The following is a 21,567-nucleotide window of genomic DNA, read 5'->3' as shown; positions in this document are numbered from 1 at the left end:
CATGGGTGTCCTTTCAGTGAGGTACATTTTTTGCGGGCCGAGAACAGTGTGCAGCTGTCCTCGGCCTCTCTCCTTGCACAACACACTCCGGCCACCGCTACACTTTTTTAGGTGACGGACTCACCTAATAATTTCATGACGACCTCCGAACTGGCCGCACAAGTGGGTTTACTCCACATATCGACCAAGTCGATTGATTGATTCCGTCAGTATATCTGTCAACGAGAGCATCGCAAGTATACCGTCTGTTTTTATCAGCATACCATAGCCGATGTGAGGTGTACCAGCTGAGGTTGATTACGTGTTAATCACAGCGGGCGGATCCGGTAATGAAACCAAGAGCTTGCGATATGTCGTTAAGCCCGCCATCGTTGGTCAACTGGTTCGAATCACAAGCACGGGTTGAGCATGGCGAAAGGTTTTAGCGCCTCGACGATAAAGTCGTGGTTCCAATATCGGTGTGAGCGCAAGGTCAGATACGAGCTTTCGTCCGATATCGAATTAGCGGCGGTCCCGATCGTCCGTGATGTCCGAGAACAACGTTGGGCGATCTTGGGAAACCAATATGAAGATCGCGTTGTGAGGCGCCTTGCACGCGAAACAAAGGTCTTGCGTCCTGCGGCCGGAGACAATGCCCTGAGTGAAGCGCTGACCGGTGCGTTCCTCCGCGGCAAGCGTCCAGAGATCTATGCCGCTCAAATGAACCTGAGGCCGAATGGACCGGTTCACTTTCTGGACGGCACGGGCCTTTATCTTAACAGGAATCTCGCGGATCTGGTGCGACGTTCGCCTTCCAAGGAAAAACCAGACCACTTTGAACTGACGATCATTGACGTCAAGGCAACCCGTCGCGCTACGGCCTTCCACAAGACCCAAGTCGCTTTCTATGCAAGAGTTTTGAACTCTCTTCTCGACGAGATGAAGATTTCGGACACCTCTGTCGGCACGACGGGCGAGATCTGGCGCATCAGGGACGAAGGCTCCGCGAATTCAGATCAATGGAACGTGGAAGAGTTTGCACTCGACCCCTATGTACGCCTCGTCGATGAGTTCTGTGCAAAGCACTTGCCTGAGATCGCCTCTAGACAGGTCGGAGCGGGCTTCGACCAAACACAGTTTCATGTCTATTTCAAATGCGAACAATGCAACTTTCTGGAACACTGTCGTTCGGCGATCGACGAGAAGAACCCTGCCTATTCTCGAGACGTATCAGCGGTCGCGGGTTTGACCCATGAGGCAAAACGATCGCTGCAGCGGCTCGGGTTAACGTCGGTTGGACAACTCGCGACGGCAAAGGGCCTTGCCCAAGCTCCCGGCATCAGTTGGTCCCTTTCGAGACGGGCCGGATTACTCGTCAACCGAGCCGCGGCTCTTTCCCAAGGAGCAATCCTTCGAACCGAGGAACAAAACACCTACCTCATGCCCCCTCGGATCGACGCTGCCCTGTTAATTTCAGTTGATCACGATCCCGTCGATGATCGGATTGCCGCTCTTGGCTATCGCCGCATCGACAACGGCGTCATAAAATCCGACCTCATCAAGGTTGTTCGCTCCGGCGACTCTTCTGACGAAATCGCGGCGATCATTGACGTGCTTACCGCTCTGATCAGTGATCTCACAGCAATTGACGCACATAACGCATCCATAGAGGGAGACGACGGACAAGCGGTCTACGCGCATATATTGTTTTATGAACCCTCTGAAGTAATCAATTTGCAAGTCGCGATCGGTCGTCACTTGGACGACGATCGGATCAGAACGGGCCTTCTTCATCTAGTCAGGCTTTTTCCACCAGACGACCTTGTCCCGGAGCCGGAGTTTCGAGGCGTACATCATCTTCCGGCAACGGCGCTTCGAACCGTCCTCGAGCAACTCTGGGCGCTCCCGGTCAGCGTTGCTTATGACCTTCGGCAGGTTTCCCAAGCTGTTTTTGGGATCGGAGATCCACGCGCCTATCATCCTTCTCAGGTGTTTGAACGGCCTTTCTCCTCACTTCTGTCAATCGACGTCATCCGCGATTTGCGGGAGAATGGTGAGTTAAGGACCTCGTTCGAAGAAGTGGGCAGAGACGTTGCCGAACGGTTGTCTGCAGTGCAGGCGTTGACTGAGTGGATTTTACTACAAAACCGCCAGGCAGTATCAAATGGAAAAGCTCTCTTGCGCTTGTCAAAGAGGCCTTTCCGGTTCCAGGCTACGTTCGATCCATTGAATGCCGTCGACCTGGACGTCCTTCTCGCCTGCGAACTGCTTGAAAATCGCGCAGGGATGCTGGACGCTTTAATCAGCTTGGCAAAGCCGGCCGAGCGGCGCCGAGATTCTGGAAAGTCATTTGCGAACCTGTTTTTCCGAGATTCGCAGAAACGTGGCGGTAGGGTCTTTATGCAGTTTGACGTGCCGATCGAGAGCCAAAGCGCCGAGCTCAATGCCGGTGAATTTGGCCTGATCCTCACCGACGACGATCCTGATAACCGTCTGAATCCCGCACTATGGCCCGCTTTTGCCTGCCGCATCAGGCCACCGCCGAATGGAGTGGCGCCGCTACCCGGCATTTTGCATTTGGAAATGGACCGCGCTGTATTCGATGGCCCGCTATTCCAGGGTGTCATCCAGAAGAACGGCCGCAACAACTGGTTCGTCGATAAGGCGTTCTTTGACGTCAACACCGATAAGGCCGCTCGCTTTCTCAGCTACCTCGCCGCAGGAGATTCAGTGTGAACATCCGGAGCCAAACGCTTTCATTCCTGCGCGATCCTGCGACGTTCGCACGGGATGCCGATGACGCCGATGTCTGGCTTTCCGGTTTGACGCATTTCGCCATACCAAACCTGTCAAAAGACGGTCATTACCCGTTACGTCCGGCGCAAACAGCCGCGTGGGAGGGGCTTGCTTCGATCAGGACGGGCCTCATTCTAGGTCCGCCGGGAACGGGAAAAACGCACCTCCTGAACTGGCTGATACTGGGCTATATCCACGCGAGAAGAGCCGCCGGACTTCGGGCCAGGGTCCTGGTGACCGCCTTCACGCGAAACGCCATCGGGAATGTCGTCGACGCCGTTGCCAAAAGCGCCGCCGAACATTGCCCCGGAACCGTTGACGTTCGCTTTTTCGGAAACGGACCCGCCGCCGGCCTTCGAAATGATGTCGAACACCGGAAAGTTATCAGCAACGATACTGTCGGCGCAGCCCTTGGCGATCTCAGCGATGATGCTTTTGTGCTTGGCGCGTCCGTTTGGACAGTCAACCGGCTTCTCGCTGCTTCGAGAGGCGGAGATGGCTTCACCTCCGATTTGTTCGATCTCGTCTGCATCGACGAAGCTTCCCAGATGGTATTGTCTCATGGGCTTATGGCAACGGCAGGACTTCGTGTCGGTGGCCGCCTTATCGTGGCTGGGGACGACCGGCAGCTACCCCCCATCCGGTCCGGAAGGGAAATCAAGATGGGGAAACGCGAGCTCGGGGGCTCGCTTTACGGTTTCTTGAAATCCGCTGCGGTGCCCGAGTTCGCACTTGACGAGACATTCCGTCTCAATGGCCCCCTTGCCTCTTTCCCGGAAAGCAAGTTCTACCCCGGCTCTTATCAGTCAGCGGTCCCGGATTCTCGTATTGAATACCAGGCGAGTTGGCGGGAGTGTTTGGAGGACTGGGAGGTCGCCGCTCTCGACCCTGACCACCCGGTTGTCGTCATCTTGCACGAAGGTCCTACTGCGGCGACCAGCAACCCGTTCGAAGTTAGCGTGATCTCACGACTGACGGAGAAATTCGCCGAGCGTGTCGCGCCGGAAAGCCAAACTGGCCGCTTAGCCGCAGACTTCTGGTCTGATCGACTGGCGATCGTCAGTCCGCATCGCGCGCAAAACAATGCACTCCGAAATGGATTGCCCACGGCCTTGCGCGCTGATGCCTTCGTCGAGACCGTAGACCGTATCCAGGGAAAAGAGCGGGACGCGATTTTCCTGTCCTATTGTGTAACAGACCCAGAGTTTGCCGTCGCCGAAGCTGATTTCATTTTTGCTCCCGAGCGCCTAAACGTTGCTATCACGCGGGCACGCAAGAAGCTCATTGTTCTCATCGGTCGACGCCTGCTTGATTCCGTTCCTGCGGATCAGGAACAGATGGATAAGGCGGAATTACTTCGAGAGTTTGCCATGAGCGCGCCGGTCCGTGGGACCGCGATGATCGCGGACGGTCTCGGCGCCAGGGTCCCGATCGAGATCCGATCATTCGGTTTTGAAGATAGTCACGCGATTGAGCCGTTCGAGCCTGCTGAAGACAATCAGCCTTCAGATGAATACACTCTCCCGCGAGGCCTCGAACTTCTGTATCAGGCCGTTCAGCAGGTTTCGCTTGTGGATCCGCATGGTAGTGCGACGATTGGGAAGATACAGCGGGCTCTTGCACGAAAGGACGATGTCCTTCCGGGCCTCGCAAAACTTCATGCGCTGGGATATCTCGGCCTTGAGCATCGACCCGGATCCTATGGTCACTTTTGGCGTGCCAAACCGTTCGAAAAACGTCGAAGGGTGTTTGATATTGAGGTCGATACCGTACGGCGAACGCTGAAGGACGTTATCGCTCGCAATACGGCCGGCCGGTCGCTAGCCTTCTATGACAATGTCCGAAAGCCTTACGCCTGGATGGACGCTGAGGGAACCGACCGCTTACGGCCTCAGATCGACGTACTCCAGGAGGAAGGTCTTATTGCCTGGCGCATTACCGGCACGACGCGCCTGCTCGAATGGATCGACAAGACGTCAGATCAAAATTCCATGCCATTGGAAGAACCGCCAGAGTTAAACGACAGCGACTTCGAGTTGCTCAACGCTCTGGAAGACATCGAAGCCAAACGGATCAACTTCGGCGTGTTCGAGGGATGGACTTCTGCTGTCGGACTTGCCGACAGCCTTGGTCGTGCTCGATTGGATGTTGCGGCCGCCTTGCCCAAACTGGCTGCCAATGGCTGGGTGATGATGGCCGGTGAAGGCAGAATCCGATCCCGCATGGCCGAACTCGCCCGTGAAATACGTTACGTCAAGCAGCGTTTTGATAACGATGACGCCGACGAGCGGCCCTTCCTCGTCCGCAGCCTTAAAGTGGAACTCCGCGATCGCGACAAGCCCAATCGCAACGTCTCGCTCAGAAAAACGATCGACGCATTCAAGAGCGATCTAGCTGCGTCCCACGCGAACTGCCTTGAGGCGCTGTTCGCCATGCTGGAGAACCTGTGGGGTTCAGATCCCCAAGTTGCGGGTTTCCAGGCTCGAAGCCTTGAAGAGATTTCGCGGGTGTGGAGCACGGGCCACCCAAGAACCGTGGCAATCGCTGCAGATACTGGTTCGGGCAAGACCGAGGCTGCAATACTGCCGCTAATCGCTGGCGCCGCCGCAGATTATTTGTCGGGCAAGCGCGGTGTACGCGCGATCCTTGCTTATCCGCGGGTCCGTTTGGCGACCAATCAAGCGCAGCGGATCGCAAGCTATCTCTCCAAGTTCAATGACCAAGGCCACATGCCGTCGCTGACGCTTGGGGTTCAGATCGCTCAAGTTCCTCGATCGTTCACGAACCTTCGCGACTATGACGTGAGTGCTGGTTGGAATGATCTCGGCGGCCAAGAATTCAGCTTCCCTCTCTTCAATTGTCCGCAATGCTCGTCGGATTTGACGCTCAAGGCAAATGGCGGCAAGTTGGATGCAGATCGCATTTTTTGCACGTCCTGCAACTGGTCGTTCGACGGGTGGATTGGATCCAAGGAGAAACTGCAGCGCACACCTCCGGCATTCTTTCTCCCAACGACGGATTCGCTCCATCAATGGATGCATGATCCTGGTTACGGCCGCATCTTTGGCGACGACCCAGACTGGCTGCCTCCAAAGGTACTTATCGCTGACGAAATTCACCTTTATTCGCATATCCACGGCGCCCAAGTCGGCTACACCTTCAAACGTCTTGCCGCTCGCATCAGGGTGAACCGCCCTTCTGACCCAATGCTGATGATCGGCATGAGTGCCACGCTCGGGGATCCGGGTGCGGCGTGGGCGAAGTTGATCGGTTCACCCCAAAAAGCTGATTTGCTGACACCGCTTGCGAACGAAAAAGAGCGCAATCCGAAGGGGCGAGAGTACTTCTATTTCGTTCAGCCTGAGGTAGAATCTAGAGGCAAGGATATCGCGGGAGCATCCACGTCAATTCAATCCATCATGTGCCTTTCTCATGGGATGCGCCGCAGGACAGGGAAAGCCGGAGGCTTTCGGAGCCTCGTTTTCCTCGACTCCATCGACAAGGTTCGAAGGTTGCATGCTGCGTATCAAGATGCGGAGAACCATGCGCTTGCGAAGCTTCGTATTGCGGAATTTCCAGACGATCCGGTGACCGGTAACGAACGGACTGCATGCTGTGGCGAACCCGATGGCTGTGATGCCTTCCGAAATGGCGAGTGTTGGTATTTTGCGGCGAATGACCAAGCACAGACCTCGGTTGATGGCAGGAAAGTGCCCGGCAGTCCGCTCTCGGTCGCCAACCAACCCGTATTCTCCGGCTCGACTGGCCGGATTGAGACGCTCATCCGTTCCTCTGACATCGTGTTTACCACCTCGTCCTTGGAAGTGGGATATGACGATCCCGATATAACGATGGTTTACCAGCACTATTCTCCCGCAAATTTGGCAAGTTTTGTCCAGCGCAAGGGGCGTGGTGGGCGTGGCGCTGACGATCGCCCCATTACGGCCGTAACGCTCTCGATATACTCCAATCGGGACACCTGGTGGTTTCGAAAACCGCGAGAAATGATTGAGCCTATCGGGTTTGAAACGCCGATGAACCCCGGGAACTTCTTCGTACGCAGGGGACATGTATTGGCGGCAACGCTGGACGCCTTGTCGAGATATCAGCGTCAGCAAGGCATCGCGATCGACTACTGGAACCCGCCACCCGAGGCCATGGAAAGCGCAAGCAAATTTGTCGAAGCAATCTTCGGCGAACACGCTTGGCGCGAATTCGAACAGGGATCCCTTTCGACGCTATGGGATGCAGCTATTGGAAAAATCAAGGATCGTCACCGGAACGAGGCAAGGGATCTACGTACACGCTGCGAATGGATCCCAGACCTATTGTTCGATACCATTAATCTGCCTCGTATCGTTGTCGGTGTTGTCGGAAAGGACGATCGGCCTGAAGATGTCACGATCGGCCTTACAACATTGGCGCCGGGCAATGCGTCAAGACGTTATGACGGCACAGACGTTGTTTGGATCCCTCCCGTAAATGGCAACGGGCCCTGGTTCTCACCGGCCGACTATGAAGTTGGCTATCTCTCGAAACCTTTCGGAGAAAATGCCAACGAGTGGCTGGCTCGGCTTCCCGACGACGCGAACGGCCTGCTTAAGGATTTGGCTCCTGACTATTTCCGACCTGGACGCGTCACGGCCGCCCGCCTCGGGCAAATGTTCGGGGCGACCTGGCAATCTGACTGGAGCATAGATGGCGCGGTCGCTCGGATCTCGCCGGCGGGAACGGATAAGGGGAAGCGTGTCAGGCACGACTCACGCAGCAGTTTGCGGGGTTTCCCGATCATTAAAAAACAAGACTCCTTCGCAACATCAATTGACACTGGCCCCCTCGCTCCCTGGATTGACCAAGTCCAGTTTTTCCAGGGTGACGGCGTTGGCGGGCAGCGAACCGGCCTCGCGCTTGCAAAGGTCTACTGGGGTGCCGATGCCGAGACCAAGGTCGAGGATCTACGGCTTGACCCTGTAACTTTCACGCAAACCTTTACGGCACCTGGCGACCAGCGACCGATGCTGCATGGCTATCATGTTCAAACCGAGGGTGTAAGCCTGCGATTGAAAGCGGCCGCGGTTGATAGAGCTGTTAATGCCGAACTGACCGCTCTCGACCAAGATGAAAAGCTCAAGCGCTGGCGCTCGGGGCAGATGCTGCGCTTCCTGATTGAGAGCAAGGCGACCTTTGCCGGCGTTAATAGTTACGAGGCAATGCGCGGGGCGGAAATAATGGTCAGCGCCGCCGCTGACCCGGACCTCCGCCGCAAAGTCGCGCGACTACGGACTTTTTGGGGGGATAAAGCGCTGCGTGAACTCTTTGAAGAGACACGAGCAACGCTGCTTTCTCAGCATCCTCTTCTTTCAGTGCAACGAGTCAATGCGGTCGCAACATCGCTTTCTGATCAACGTTTTCAGAAGATTTTCCAGGAGGCGTTATCTTCCGTCTCAGACCCGGCCGCGTTTCGTCGTTATCTCAAGAGCATACTGATCCACAGTTTGACCAGTCGCGTCAAAGCTGCCTTCTCGCAATTCGGCGGCGGTGATGAACGCCGTGTTATCGCCCACGCACGCATGCCCATACAATTCAAGGAGGTACAAGACCTGGAAATCACGGTCTGCGAGGCAGGTGCATTCGGTGACGGTACAGCGCGAAGCTTTGTAGCCAATTTCCCTGAATTTCAGCGAGAGTGGGTGAACGGTTTCGGCCGATGCCCAAACGCCGAAGAAGACGGAGCGTTTCAACGCTTCCTCGACAATCGTCGGCACCATCCGACGTGGCGCGAACTCGATCCGAACGACCCGAATTCTCTGGCAGGGATTTCGACAGCATTGGAACTCGGCGACACGCCTGTTCCGAGTTTAATTCTCAGAGTGCTGTTCGGAGTGGAGACCATTGGGTCCGAGCGCTTCTCGCTCTACGATCTCTCCGACGCAGTTCAGCAGATCGAGGCCCGTTTCATTAACCAATCGCAAAGGCGCCCAACGGTATGGGAGTTGGCTAGCGCCGCTGTCAAGAAAGCTAAGCAAGAGCCCGACGGGGATTTGGGAAGGCTCCTGGTCTGCTATGAGGGTCTGGAGGATGCGGTTTTGGAGGAGGCGCTTAGTCCGGAGGGGCGATTGACGGACCAAGTCGTAAGGTTGAACGGGACGTTGTGCTTCGATGGCTGCCGTGCCTGCGTTCATCAGCCGAGCGATATGATGGGTGACAACATGGTCGAGTCCTCGACCAGCAGAACGATGTTGCAGCGCTTTCTTTGCACAGAAGCCTGAGAATTCAGCCGATCGGGCGCACCTCGAAGAGGTCAAGCGCATCGTGTTCTGCAAGCCAACGAAAAACGTCCGTTGTTACGGATCTAAGCCGCGCCTGGTTTTGGGCGAGGTCAGACAGGAAGCTATCGACTTGCTCATCGGCAGTGAAAGAGGTTTTCTCCGATTCGAGGAGCGCGCGTGTGTCGATAAGTTTAATGACCGCATCTCTGAATTGATCGGTCTGCGCTATCGTCAGACTCGCGTTGGCGTCCTGTCCGAGTTCAACCATTCGAGCACCGAGGCTGCTGGCATGGTCAATCTTAGATAGCAGTTGCCCGAGAGAAAGAAATGGCCGGTAACCCGCCGCCACCTCGTTTCGCCATCGTTGTCTCATCGCGGAAAAGGCACCGGCGATCGTGGACTTAAACTGCGGGAGGTCGCGTTCGATCTGATGCAGAGAAGCGGCATCATCCGCGTTCATGAGCAATGATGCCATGTGTAGGGCGGCATCGCTCATGTCATCCATCTTTTCGACTACTTCAGGAACATCGCCCAGACCTATTCGGTCAGCAGCGTCCAAAACCTCGGACAAACGACGAGATGCAGACCGAATTTCGTTCAACGAAGATGCGACACGTGACAGGCTTTCACCTAGCGTCCGGCGCTCAAGAGCCTGAGGCAATTCAGGAAGAAGTTGTTCCAGTTCCTCGAGTGCGTCAGCCATTTCGCGCACCATGATCGCTCAGAATTTGGGAAACGGCACGGCCGGCCTCGTGGACTTGGGCGAGGGAAAATGAGCCCCGGCCGTCGCTGATACAATCCTTGACGTGCCCAAGCAGTTGGCTCGTTGCCTGTTCGCCCATCTTGGCCGCATCCAGGAAGATCCCCAAGTCCCTGGACGGGGCAAGCGTAAGCTCTTCGAGGCGCAATCCGGCTCCCGCGTCGCGGTGCTCGGCGACCAAGAGCATGAAGTCCTCCACGGTTTGGCCCGCTTTCTCTTCAATCCGCACCTTTGCTTTAGAAAGCTCTCCTTTCCAGGCGGATACACTCTCTGGATTTGCTCGGGGCAATAGACCGGTAACAGACGTAATCGCGGCGTCTATTCTTGCCAGGTGAGCCTCGACAGTCCGCCCCCGAAGGAGTTCCTGAAGGCTCGTGGCACGCGACTCAAGCTGCTGACGTTCGAACCGGGCGATGTGGCCGATGCTGTGCTTGAAATGAAAAGCTATATCTTTGATTGCATCGAATTCTGAAACACCGGTTTCTCCAGATTCCGACGGCGGTTCGTCGAACCTTTGTGTCTGGCGCAAGCGTTTGATCGCTCCAGCCACCTTTGAGACGTCTGCAAGCCCGAAGCTTGACGAAGCGCCTTGCGGCATCGAGATCATCGCGCGAAGAGCGTCGCGCAGGGTCGAGTGATGGGCTCTCGTCCTGTTGAGAAACTCCTGCCACGGCGCACAGCGCGTTGCAGGGTCGCTTTCATTCGGTGGCTCGTCCGACAGGATGCCTTGCAATTGTGCGTAATGTGGAGCGTTCGGGTTCACCGTTCCCCGAAACCACGCGCGTGCGACCAGGATTTGCGTGATCAAGGGGACTGGACTCCATAGGGAACCTTCAACCATCCCGAGGCGGCGATCTGCAAACTCCGAAAGGAGACTTTCCAGTCTTGTCGTAAGAACCGCAAGGGAATGCCGATGAAAAACGACATCGTTGACCGACATGGTAGTATCGAGTTGAAGGCTGACTACTGCTTCGAGCCCGCGCCAAAGCCATTCTGCGCGCGGAACCGTGAGATAGCTTCGCTGCGAATGGCCAGTTCCTTCGATCTTCACCTGCTGCTCCGTCAGTATCCGCCTTTTCGAGTAGGGATCGAGGCCGACACGGCGGGGATCGATCTCTGACAGAATTTCGAACACTGCCATATTGTAGACACTCGGATTCTGAGCCTCGCCGGTGCTTTCCCAGATCCGAATCTCGTCGAGGCGCGACTGAAGGTCGGACTTGCCGATCAACCGCTTTGCTGAAGGTGGCTGTGGAATACGTGTTTGGGTCGGAGCCTTCTGTGTGAGAATTGCGCGTGTCGTGGTTGATCGAACTTGTGCCGCCGCCTCGCTGATATGCTCTTGCGAGGTGGCAAGAGGGTTGACGACAGGCCGTGCCGGACCAACCGGCTGCGTCGACGCTGGCCCCTCTTCATCCCCGACCCATGGCAATCCCAACGCATCAAAAAGCGATTTTGGTACGCCGGCAAAATGCAACTCACCTGACCCATCTGCGACTGTATCGGCGCGTTCCTTGTCTCCCCAATACGAGATAATCCGGCGCGTTCTCGCAAATTCGGCCGGGTGCTCTGAAAGTCGATTCGTTAAAACGATGGTCGCTCGGCGGCCCAGATTGCGGCTTTCTGCCACCAAAGCGGCATTTTCCGTCAGAACGGTTGGAAATTGCCCATCGTTGATGGCTCGAACCTGAAGAAGATTTGGGCTTAAGACAGCTTGCAAAACACCGCGTGGCGTTTTCCAGGTCATGCCATTATCATTATCGTTTAACGCCTCAAAAAAGTGATCGAGTGCAGTTTCGGTGAACGGAAACAGACCGATCCCTGAATCGTCGCCAAAGGTGGCATGACACCGTTCTTTGACTTGACAATGATCGCATCGGTTTGGAGGCGCGGCATTTCTGTCTTGGCGGAGTTCGTCTCGCCACTGGTCGAGCGAGTCGGGGCCAGCCCTAACCGCCGACAGATAGCGCGACACGAACCGAACTCGATTGCCGCCATTTCTTAAGGTTGCGACGTCCTGCAGTTCGCCGTCCTGTTGCGCAGCGCCAAGATTGATTTCGTGCGTGATGCGAGCGCGATAGTTGCCGTGAAGCTTTTTGTAATAGCCCGGTGTGACGCCGACAACGGATATGAGTGGACACATATCGGAGGTGCCGTCAGCTCCTCTTGTCTCGGCATTTGTGACGAGAACATCAATAAGGCTGTCGTCAATGCCTTCCCAACTCGTAATATCCTCAAGCAAAAGGACGAGTCGCTGGCCTCGCTCGGCGAGCGCTACGCGGATTTGGCGAAACAGCGTTTTCAACCCCTCGGCTGAAACACCAAGCAGATTCTGGACCGCGTCATTGCGACGTCGGTTTAGAGCTGCGACAAGCTTTACGGTGGTTGGTATCTTTTCGCCCTGTTCGGCCGCGATTTCATCCGCGGTCCACCGCGATTCTCTAAGCTCGGCGATATGTCCCGCTTCCTCTATGAGTCTCCGGGCCAAACGCTCTGTTGGTCCTTTGACACCACTATTGAACACCGCGCCGCAGTGGCCTGCCAATTCCTCGATGTCGAAGACATTGAAACTCGCTGACTGAGAGTTGCGCTCCGCCCCCTCTCCATCGCCCTTTCCCTCCATCAAACCCAGGATGCGCGATGGGCCCTGCCAATGACGTTTGATGACCGGCAGATCTATGAGTTCACCAGGCAAAAACGTACGGCACCATTCAACATCCTCAAGGGGAGGATCAAAATGGTCAGGATGAAGGCCGTTTGCCAGATTGCTTAAGAGCAAGTTGGCTCGGCCGCGGTCAGTGGCCCGATGACGCCTACCCATGTTGTCGAACAAATCTTGGAATTCCAGCGGAAGGCGCTCGCGCATTTGCCGAAGAGCGCCTTCGAGGCTTCCGTCAGCACGCTGCAACAACAGCTTTACGTCGTCATTCCTCGGCCACTTGATCGACAGCCAGCGGATCAGGTGCGATTTGCCCGAACCAGGTTCTCCCTGCACAACGCAAAACGCGTGGCGACGAGTGCCATCAGCAAGGACATCCAAAAGCGCTGTTTCGTCGCGACCCTCAATTTCACCCCCATGACTGCCCGAAACCTCGAAATCGGCAATGGGGGAGTGGGTAGCGAGAAATATTCCTTCGTGGCCTTCCAAGGCCTCATTGCTGATGATGGCAGTCGCGTCTTCGGCCCGCCAGCATGCAGTCATGGTAGCGCTCATGTTATGCACCTCCCTTAACTGTTACGGCATAAAACGCACTGACCTTGTGGGTGGCATTCGGGTGAAGGCGAAGATTGGATGACAGATCTCCGAGCACGTTGAGTTCCAGCGTCCCATCATCGTGTAGGTCGCGCAGAGCTTCGGACAGAACAGGGGACAGCTGGCGTGGATCCGGTGTGAAGTTAATGCGCCGCGCCGCATCCAAGTACATTCGGCCGCCATCGATGAAAGGCATTTTCTGTCGTACTATCCGAAGGAATTCCTCCGCCTCAATCGGAACCTCTCGATCGAGGCCAAGTCGCTTTATTTCGCGCCTCAAACGTCGTGACATGTCGATTTCGGACGGAGGGTTTGCGTTTATTTCCTCCATTAGACCCAAAAAGACGAGCCATCTGCGGACGAAGGGCACTTTCGTTTGGTTCATACGACTTTCAACGTCGTCAATGGCCCCAGAAGGGAGGGCAGCTTCCGCCCTGTCTGCAAACTCCGAATTTGTCATCCCTATCAGCCAACCGGAGGTCTGACGTTTGGCGGATTCGCACATCATCCATGCAAAAAGCTCCAAGAAAAGCGCGTCCTTTTCTTGGGGTGTCAACTCGATCAGTTGACGATATAGCCAATCTGCAAATTGATCATAGGTCTCGGCCTCACAAGCCGGATTAAGTTGCAACTCCTGCCCTACCAACGAAGCGGCTCCCATGCTGGTCGCAGCGCCTTGAATCTGTCCGAATGTTCCGGACTTTTCGCCAACCGTCTGGCCATCCTTTAAGAATTCAGGGTTTAGCCAGGCCGCAGCCTCTGCACGGCTGATCTTTCCATCATGCTCTCGAAGAAGCGCAATGAGTGACCAAACCCGCTCCGAAGTTCCTTGCGTTGACGACAACATGCTCATGCTACGGGATCCAATATCGAAAAATGTCCAAGCGAATCTTCGAAATAGGGGGCTCGGATGGAGAGTGTTTGGTCTAGCCGCCGACCATTAAGTTCGATGCTGGGGCTCGTAACTATGAGGAGCGGTTCCGGCAATGCCGCGAGGTCTTTCCACCTCGTTATGGCCTCGAGAACTCGGATCGACGCATCGTCTCTTGATCTGAGCAGAACTGCCGTCGGTATCCGAGCAAGCCCAGCTTCGTTGGCGGCGATACTGCTATGATTGACTACCAAACCAAGGCGCGCTCCGGACATTTTGAGGCCAACAGCACAATCCAGCGCTATATCGTCTGGAACGACAACCTGTTCTACTCCCGATGACGACAGTCTAGCGATAAGCGGCACGAGATCTCTACTGAAGGTCGTGTCCTCGGGAATGATGAGCGTCAGTCCTGGAGGAAGTTTCAATGGCATTGCAAGAGGTCCTGCGGGCCAGATGTCTGCGCTGTACCGGTGAAGTGGTTCGGCTTCAAAAATCTCGCCTCTTGCCCGGCACCCGGGGCATCGCCCGCAGGACGAAATTTCGTCCGTATACCTTTCTTGCAGGAGCTCGAAAACAGCCCGCAACACGCAGACGTCTTGGGGCCGCCTCACGATATCGATGAAGTGCCGCACCTCGGTCCGAGCAACTGCCTGCTCATTGTCCCGAAGGGAAAATACGCGATCCCATACCTCGTCAACGCCGGATGCGAGAAGGCTCGGTTCGCGGATCTCGATATCCCATTTGAACTGATTGGGCTCGTGTGAACATGAAACGACATCGAGCATTCTTGCGCGTTGAAGCAAGTTGAGAATGCTCATGTTCCAACGACGATTGAAATCGGTCGACAAGGTGATCCCCTGTCGCATCGCGTCGAGGTCTATGGTCAGGGCACGCCGGTCGCCGATCCAACGACTATTCGAACTTGCTTGAAGCATCGCGTCCCATCGAGGTGTTGCGACCTCTTTTGTAATCCATGAACTCGTTGCGGTGGAGCGGGCATGGCTGACATCGTCCTTGACCCCGTCTCTATCCGCATCCGTAAACAGACAAACTGCAAGGCCCTGTCGCCCGTCTCGGGCTGCGCGCCCGATCTCTTGATAATAACGAGCGGGACTGTCGGGAAGGCAGGCGTGCACGACGGATCTTACGTTCGCTTTGTCGACACCCATCCCGAAGGCAGAAGTAGCGACAATGACATCGATCTTGTCATCTGCCCAATCCCTCACGATTTGGCTCCGTTCTGAAGTGGAAGACACCTCGCCGCTAAATAGAGCGATGCGGTCATAGCCGCGGCTCTTCAGGCGCGCGTAGAGTTCACTTGCGCTCAGCCGAAGATCCCGCAGTCCACGATCATCTTCCTCATCACCAGCGAGTGTCGTGTAGACGATCAACGGGCGAGGCGCCCGATCAATAACAAAATCGACGGCTTTGAGACGCGCTTCTGCGTCCCGATAACGTTGAACGACGATATCGAATTCCCGTCGAGGGGTTGCCGCGTCCACCTCGCCCCATCCCCGCTGGGATTTATAGGAGGAACGCAGAACTTCCCTCGCAGACGGAGGTAGAGTGGCTGATAGGAGAACACATTGAAGATCGCTGTTGCGAGAACGAAGTTCTTGAACGAGACCGGGCAGACGCTGGAAGTCGGGTCGGAACGATCGGCCCCAACTCTCGACAATATGGGCTTCATCGATGAAAACCGCCGAGATGTGGGCCCCCAGAGTTTCGAGTTTTTCCGCCGGACTGGTCGCTGCTTCAATGAGATACTCTCTCACAGATCCAAGCGCGATTTCAGGTGACATAAAGAGTAACGGAATCTCACCCCGACGAAATGCGTCGACAAGATTTGCACGGTCGACCGGATGCATTCCACCGACCAGCGCACGACTGCCTTCCAGTCCAGGCATTCGTGACAAAGTCCGCTCATGATCCAATGCCAGTGACACGGTCGGCGTTATGACCACGACGGATGAGCCGCGGCTTGCTTCTCGCATTCTAGCTGCAGCTAATTGGAAGAGAAGGCTTTTCCCGGATCCCGTCGGCAGGCAGACCATCAGCGACGCGCCTTTAGGCATCGTGACGAGGGAGTGGACTGCGGCCTTCTGGCCTTCCGAGCGGTAGTCCGCATAACCGGTATATCTCAGAAGGATAGCATCGGGAGGCAAATTTTCGCGCTGGCGGCGGAGCGAGACATCCAAATCTTGCGCAGCCCAAAACCCTTCCGGGGACGGCTCATGTCGCTCGTCGAGTAGACGAACGGCCGTCAATCCTACTGCAAGGCCGAACCGAGTCGCCGCGTCTGGGTTTAGGTCCGGGAATCGTGAATGGACCCATTCGCGGTCCATTCTGCCACCTTGGAGACGCACCAACGAGCGCAACAGGGCGTATTTGTCGGCGGCAGACCTCGCCTGAGCCAGACGCACGGACAAGCGCGCTATCTCATCCTTGAGCCAAATCTGCGTTTCTGTCGAACCTACAACCGTCATAAGAGAGAGCATAGCGAAGTCGATGCTACTTCTGAGTTAATTCCGTTTCGTCGATTAGCGTTTTCGTCATACTGACGGACCCATTTTTCAAGGCCCAACATCGCGGCAATCTTCTCTGGAGTATTGCTTGTCACTTATTTAGAAATTTCGGTGAATATCATCGATGGAAAAAAGTCAAAGAGCTCCTTGTCCCTATAGAAGCTACTGAGGGTATTGAACACTGCTTTCGATAACATACGAATGTTTTCAACAACACCCCCGCGCGACAGCTCCTCGAGGACCCTGAGGCTGTCCCCGCCGTCGAAAGCGACGACGGCCCTTGTGCCGACCGCGCTCGCCTGTGCCGCGAAGGCATGGAAGGGGAATAGGGAAGGAAACGGATTTGCGTACACCAAAGCTGGCGTGATGCTCGACGACCTGGTGTCGGAGGAGCGGCCCCGGTCGCTCTCTTTGCTCATGAGCAGGCCAAGTCCGGCAAGCTGTCGGCCGCGCTCGACGCTGTGAACGATGGGGCAGGAAGACCTTGATCCTCGCTTCCGAGGGCTTCAGGCAGTCGTTCGCGACAAAGGCCGGTCTGAGTTCGCCCCGATACACTACCCGGCTTGCGGATCTACCAGTCGTTCGCGCATAGTCCGGTCCAGGGAAACAGGACACCTCTTCGCGTCGAGATCTGGGATGACCCGCCCGAGGATGGCTGCGAGCTGATCGAGGTCACTCCCACAGCGACGAGCTTAAGGGTGTGCAGCGTCGCGCTCAGGTTGCGATCCGCCAGTGCCTCGGCAAGTAACTGGCCGATATGAACGGAGCTCGTACATTAGCTATAAACAGGGTCAGCCAAAAGCGGTAATTGGGCTCTCTGCCTAGTGTCGACTAATACCATCTTTAGATGCGCAGCTCGCCAGTCAGCGCGAAATTGGACAGGGACACCATCACAATCTATTGTTGCGGATATCCAGTGTGCACGGTATATTCGAGTTTTCGCGTTGCGACGACGCTGACTTGCCGAGCATCGAGTGCGGCAATACGGGTAGCCATCTTAGAATTTTAGAACCGTGCGTTACTTATTTCGTCGGAGGATTGCGATGCCGAAATTCGGAAGTCACATCATCTTTGCGGAACTCGCCCGGCGGAAGCGGCCGGATCTCTTTGTCGATCACCATGAGAACGCCTACCGTTTCGGCGCGATTGGGCCCGACACAACTCTATTTATGTTTGATCCAGCGACGAACAAGCCGGCACTCAGAAAGGGGATGACAGCAGCGTTGGAAGTTCTGGACGCGGTAAATCGCATCAAGGAGGAACTCCAGAGGATTGCGGCGGAGCTCACGAAACCGGTAGACGATATCGCCGACTGGCTTTCCGGGGGAATTACAAAGGATCTGAAATACACGGTGAATACGGCATTGGAAGCAGTTTTTTTGGCTGCCAAACTGGGGATTGCGTGGTCTGCGAATTCGATAAACATTAACAATCCGGTCTTTTCGAAGCTCGGAGGTCTTCCCGCCGACTTCATTAAAAATTCGGATCATGCCGCGCAGCGATGGGTCATTACGTCAACTGACAATTTTGGCTTCCCATTCCGGATGTTCGGGCATCCTTACACCGACGACGGCGCATGGAAATCACCCTTGCCGACCGGTAACTATGATGAGTGGTGGTGGATGGATCTCCTTCATTATAGGAAGACCGGGGCCTTTGCCGCCGATCTTCTCTCTAATGCTAGAGGTCCGGTCCAAACTTCCTATGCAAGAGGTTATATGACCCATGTTGGGGGCGATGTCAGCGGTCATCCCTTTATCAATAGCTTGGTCGAAGGCCCCTTCCGAAACCATGCTTATCGTCATCTTGTGCTGGAGACACTCTCGGACACATGGCTTTGGGAAAACCAGGGGCACGGCGACATTCTCGATGCGCGCCTCGACCGGAAGATTCATCTCAACGTATCGGATTCTGAACAAGTCGCTGCATTGGTCGTGCAAAGTATGCGGCGGGTCTACCAGCCTCCCATGGTGCCGAGGCTACTCCGCTCGGGATATCCAGATGAAGGAGAGTTCCTGTTCGCTTATCGCTTCATGCAAAACTACCTGCGGATGTCCACAAATGGGTCGGTACCTAGACCGGTGCCTCCTCCCGATAACCCAAACGAGGTCATCAAGGAGATCATGGATCTTCTTCGGAACAATCTTCCGGGGCCGATCCCAGGGGGCAACGCGGATATCATTGATTTTCTGAAAGCGCTGTTTAGCTGGTTCGGGAAGGGCCTGACTCTGCTGCTTATGATAGCTACCCTGCCGTGGGCGGTGCTGATGAGGTTTGTCGCACTTGCACCTAGATGGATCATTTACATCGTAAACCTAGCGCTGTTCTACATCGTCAGCGCAATTCGCACGATGCTGTGCCTGACGGGCTGGGGCTATTGCAGCAGCGAGGACTTCAGAAACTTCGGATTTCTAAAAGACATGATTGTGTCGCGCGATTACGAGGGAAATCAGTATCCGCAATCCAACACCAGTATCCCGAAACCCCCATTCTACTGGCTAGTGTCACCCAGAAAAGTCGGGAGCAGGCACGAACCGGCAGCGACGATCCCACTCAATCCAAACTCTCGCGGAAAACGGCCGGATTGGATGGTAGATCCCGCCAATGTGATGGATAAGCACGCAGTGTTTGCCTTTGGTCAGGCAGCAACCCCTGACGAGACAAGACGTTTAGAGATGCGGTATGGAGGGCAGAGCGTTTTTGGCAATGCAGTGGACCTCAGTATCGCCCTCCTGGACGGCACCGTACCTCCCTTTGACTTCGACTTGGATGGCGATCGGGGCTCTGGATACAAAGGCTGGGAAACGCTGCCAAACGATTACTACGTGTAGGGGGCAGAAATGACCGAAGGCACAGACATCAGTGATGACGGCGAATACGAGGTGGTAGCTCACGTTTACATCAAACTCTTTGCTGGCGATACAGGGAGTTCTTACGGTAGGACCCAAACACAGGAATTCGTTGACCGACGACCCGTTGGTGTCGATCTGAATAAGGATAGGGCTGTTGTCACCATCACAAATTCAGGGGCCGTGGCCAGCGATCTCGTGACCCTCGAATGGCGGCTCGCGTTCTGCACGGCCGATTACCATGGCCCGCAAGACGGCTTCACGGCGAGCCATGCGCAAGAGACCGGGAGTTCCCAGATCGATTCCTACTTGAACGTCGCTTACCTGCAGCCAGGTGAGTCTAGGCCCTTCGAAATTGATTTCCCCAAAGGTCCGCACAACCTCGAGAACGTCTATTTCCAGGCGAGGGTTTCTACTCTCTGGAGCGGGGGTGTACCTGCAAATCAGTGGGACTTTGCCCGTGACCCCGCAGTAACGGAGGCCCATTCCAGGATTTAAGACGCCCACTGCTCAGCAGCAACTACACCCTCTACGGCGACATCTCCCGGCGCGTTGCAGCGACGATCTCGGACTTCAGGTCCTCAAGCATCAGCGAGATAGGAGAGACTGTCGGCCGCGCTAAATGCCGTCAATGATAAGTGGGGGTAAAAGACCATCATTCTGGCCAGCGAAGGCATCAAGGGCGCTCGCAACGACCAACATGCGGCCGCCTAGGTACACGACCCGGCTTGCCGACCTCCCGGTTGTCCGCGCATAGTTGGCACATGGAAACCAATCATCCGTCCCGCGTCGAAGTATGGGACGATCGACCTGAAGCTGGAAGTTCCATAATAGAAGCTGTCTCATCTTCTAGTTGCTTACTGTTCAATCGCTGGACTTAGAGCTGCAACACGCGAACGGCCCGGAAAGTCCATCGTTCACATAATCGGCATACATCAGATGTCATCTGAACTTGCTCAGGATCCTCCTGTGCCACTGTCACCACCGAAGCTCGGGACCGGGCCGGATCCATATCCAGAAGTCCTGAACGATCTGAAATCGACGTTCGGTAGTCTACCGGAATGGAATACACTCGCGATCCACTGTCTAAGCTGTAATCGAATGAAGCCTGTTGATCGATGGGAAATGTCACGTCAGCAAGGCAAGCAGACGGTCATCAGCTGCCTGTTGCCCAAGCTTAGGTGCGAGTGCGGCGTTAAGGGGAACAGCGAGTGGCGGATGGGCAGGTTGCCGAGGTACCTGCGTCCAGGATGTACCGCCAGAGGTTGGGATCAAGGAGTACGCGCTGCCGTTTCGTCATCTGCTGCTCAATTTAAAGGTGTCTCTGCGAGTCGTGCGTCGCGCCGCCGCGGTTTGTCAAAGCAGTCAAGTCCGTCGTCGGACGATGTCACGGCCCGCATACAGGGGACACATGGCTCAGTAAAAACGATACCTTTCTTGCATAAAAGAGCCTCAAGCAGTGGCGCACAAAGGTGATGCAACTCTCGGTGAAAATATTTTTTTGTATTGAGTTGAGAATGTCGACAATTCAACGGAGAGTTGCTATTGTTTATTTGCCTGATTGCTAGGGGACGAGCATGGCTACCAAAATTTCGGACCGGGAAACCGCTGCAGCGCGGCAATACCATGGTGTTGTCGAGGATGAATTTCGCTTGTCTAGAAGGTCATTTCTTCTATCGAGCGCGGCTTTAGCCGTTTCGACGACGTCGAGTCTATCCTTCCCGAAATCAAGTCTCGCAGAAACTGGCGCGTCTATAAATAGAATTCGCGCCGCTCCTCCTATTGGAGGTGGATCTTCTCTAACTATTACGCAATCAGAAGATACTGTACTATTGGAGACATCCAGTCAGTTTGTGAGTTTTCTGGGACAAAAGGCGAGTGGGATCTCGGGGATAGATAATCCGCGCATTCGCGTCTTGCGAGCAGATGATCAGCTTGATCTTGTGTTCGACCTCGAGAACCTGCGCGTTGAATATGCAGATGACGGGTCAGTTGCGCAATTCACGCGGATCGTCCCGGATGATGCCGGACGTATAACAGTCCACTTGCCGGGACAGCATGTTTTCGAACCCACATTCTTCGTCTCTGCCAGCGGCGGTGACCCCGTATTGCTCCCCCCGCTTAAGGTTCGATTGGGGGACCCAGCCCGGCTTGTTTTCGAATATCGGGGAAATGGCCCGCTTCCATTTTCCATCGACACCCTTCTCGACTGGCAAAGATTCAAGCCACTGGTTCCAACGTCTCCTGTCCCTCCAGGTTCCT

10 protein-coding genes are annotated in these 21,567 nt (G+C 55.4%); 5 read left to right on the top strand and 5 right to left on the bottom strand.

The window, feature by feature from the left end; translation table 11 throughout:
* Positions 1 to 408: 408 nt before the first annotated feature.
* Together ASD32_RS21825 and ASD32_RS21815 are read left to right on the top strand one after the other, a co-directional pair.
* Positions 409 to 2,715 (top strand): hypothetical protein, encoded by a 2,307-nt coding sequence (locus ASD32_RS21825; RefSeq protein WP_060640143.1) that lies wholly within the window; start codon positions 409 to 411, stop codon positions 2,713 to 2,715.
* Positions 2,712 to 9,044 (top strand): AAA domain-containing protein, encoded by a 6,333-nt coding sequence (locus tag ASD32_RS21815; protein WP_082546877.1) that lies wholly within the window; start codon positions 2,712 to 2,714, stop codon positions 9,042 to 9,044. The genes ASD32_RS21825 and ASD32_RS21815 overlap by 4 nt, the downstream gene beginning before the upstream one ends.
* Positions 9,045 to 9,048: 4 nt before the next feature.
* On the opposite strand, the gene ASD32_RS21810 is transcribed toward ASD32_RS21815, so the two are convergent.
* From ASD32_RS21810 to ASD32_RS21790, 5 genes are all read right to left on the bottom strand, one after another.
* Positions 9,049 to 9,747: a hypothetical protein gene (locus ASD32_RS21810; RefSeq protein WP_156383287.1), complete on the bottom strand. Its 699-nt coding sequence runs from the start codon at positions 9,745 to 9,747 to the stop codon at positions 9,049 to 9,051.
* Positions 9,740 to 13,018, bottom strand: coding sequence for an ATP-binding protein (locus ASD32_RS21805; RefSeq protein WP_060640139.1), 3,279 nt, complete (start codon positions 13,016 to 13,018; stop codon positions 9,740 to 9,742). The genes ASD32_RS21810 and ASD32_RS21805 overlap by 8 nt, the downstream gene beginning before the upstream one ends.
* Before the next feature lies 1 nt (position 13,019).
* Positions 13,020 to 13,910: a hypothetical protein gene (locus tag ASD32_RS21800; protein WP_060640138.1), complete on the bottom strand. Its 891-nt coding sequence runs from the start codon at positions 13,908 to 13,910 to the stop codon at positions 13,020 to 13,022.
* Positions 13,907 to 16,276, bottom strand: coding sequence for a DEAD/DEAH box helicase (locus tag ASD32_RS21795; RefSeq protein WP_210171115.1), 2,370 nt, complete (start codon positions 16,274 to 16,276; stop codon positions 13,907 to 13,909). The genes ASD32_RS21800 and ASD32_RS21795 overlap by 4 nt, the downstream gene beginning before the upstream one ends.
* Before the next feature lie 275 nt (positions 16,277 to 16,551).
* Positions 16,552 to 16,875 carry a hypothetical protein gene (locus ASD32_RS21790; protein ID WP_060640136.1) on the bottom strand — a complete coding sequence of 108 codons (324 nt, stop codon included), beginning with the start codon at positions 16,873 to 16,875 and terminating at the stop codon, positions 16,552 to 16,554.
* A 624-nt stretch (positions 16,876 to 17,499) separates the two neighbouring features.
* On the opposite strand from ASD32_RS21790, the gene ASD32_RS21785 reads away from it, so the two are divergent.
* The 3 genes from ASD32_RS21785 to ASD32_RS29760 all read left to right on the top strand — a co-directional run.
* Positions 17,500 to 19,287 carry a hypothetical protein gene (locus tag ASD32_RS21785; RefSeq protein ID WP_060640135.1) on the top strand — a complete coding sequence of 596 codons (1,788 nt, stop codon included), beginning with the start codon at positions 17,500 to 17,502 and terminating at the stop codon, positions 19,285 to 19,287.
* Positions 19,288 to 19,296: 9 nt separating this feature from the next.
* Positions 19,297 to 19,803, top strand: coding sequence for a hypothetical protein (locus tag ASD32_RS21780; RefSeq protein WP_060640134.1), 507 nt, complete (start codon positions 19,297 to 19,299; stop codon positions 19,801 to 19,803).
* A gap of 1,079 nt (positions 19,804 to 20,882) precedes the next feature.
* Positions 20,883 to 21,567 (top strand): hypothetical protein (locus ASD32_RS29760; RefSeq protein ID WP_156383286.1); only part of this gene is annotated, 685 nt, incomplete at its 3' end.

The sequence above is a fragment of the Rhizobium sp. Root483D2 genome (assembly GCF_001426685.1).
Taxonomy (GTDB): domain Bacteria; phylum Pseudomonadota; class Alphaproteobacteria; order Rhizobiales; family Rhizobiaceae; genus Pararhizobium; species Pararhizobium qamdonense.
This window is presented reverse-complemented; position numbering and strand designations above follow the sequence as displayed.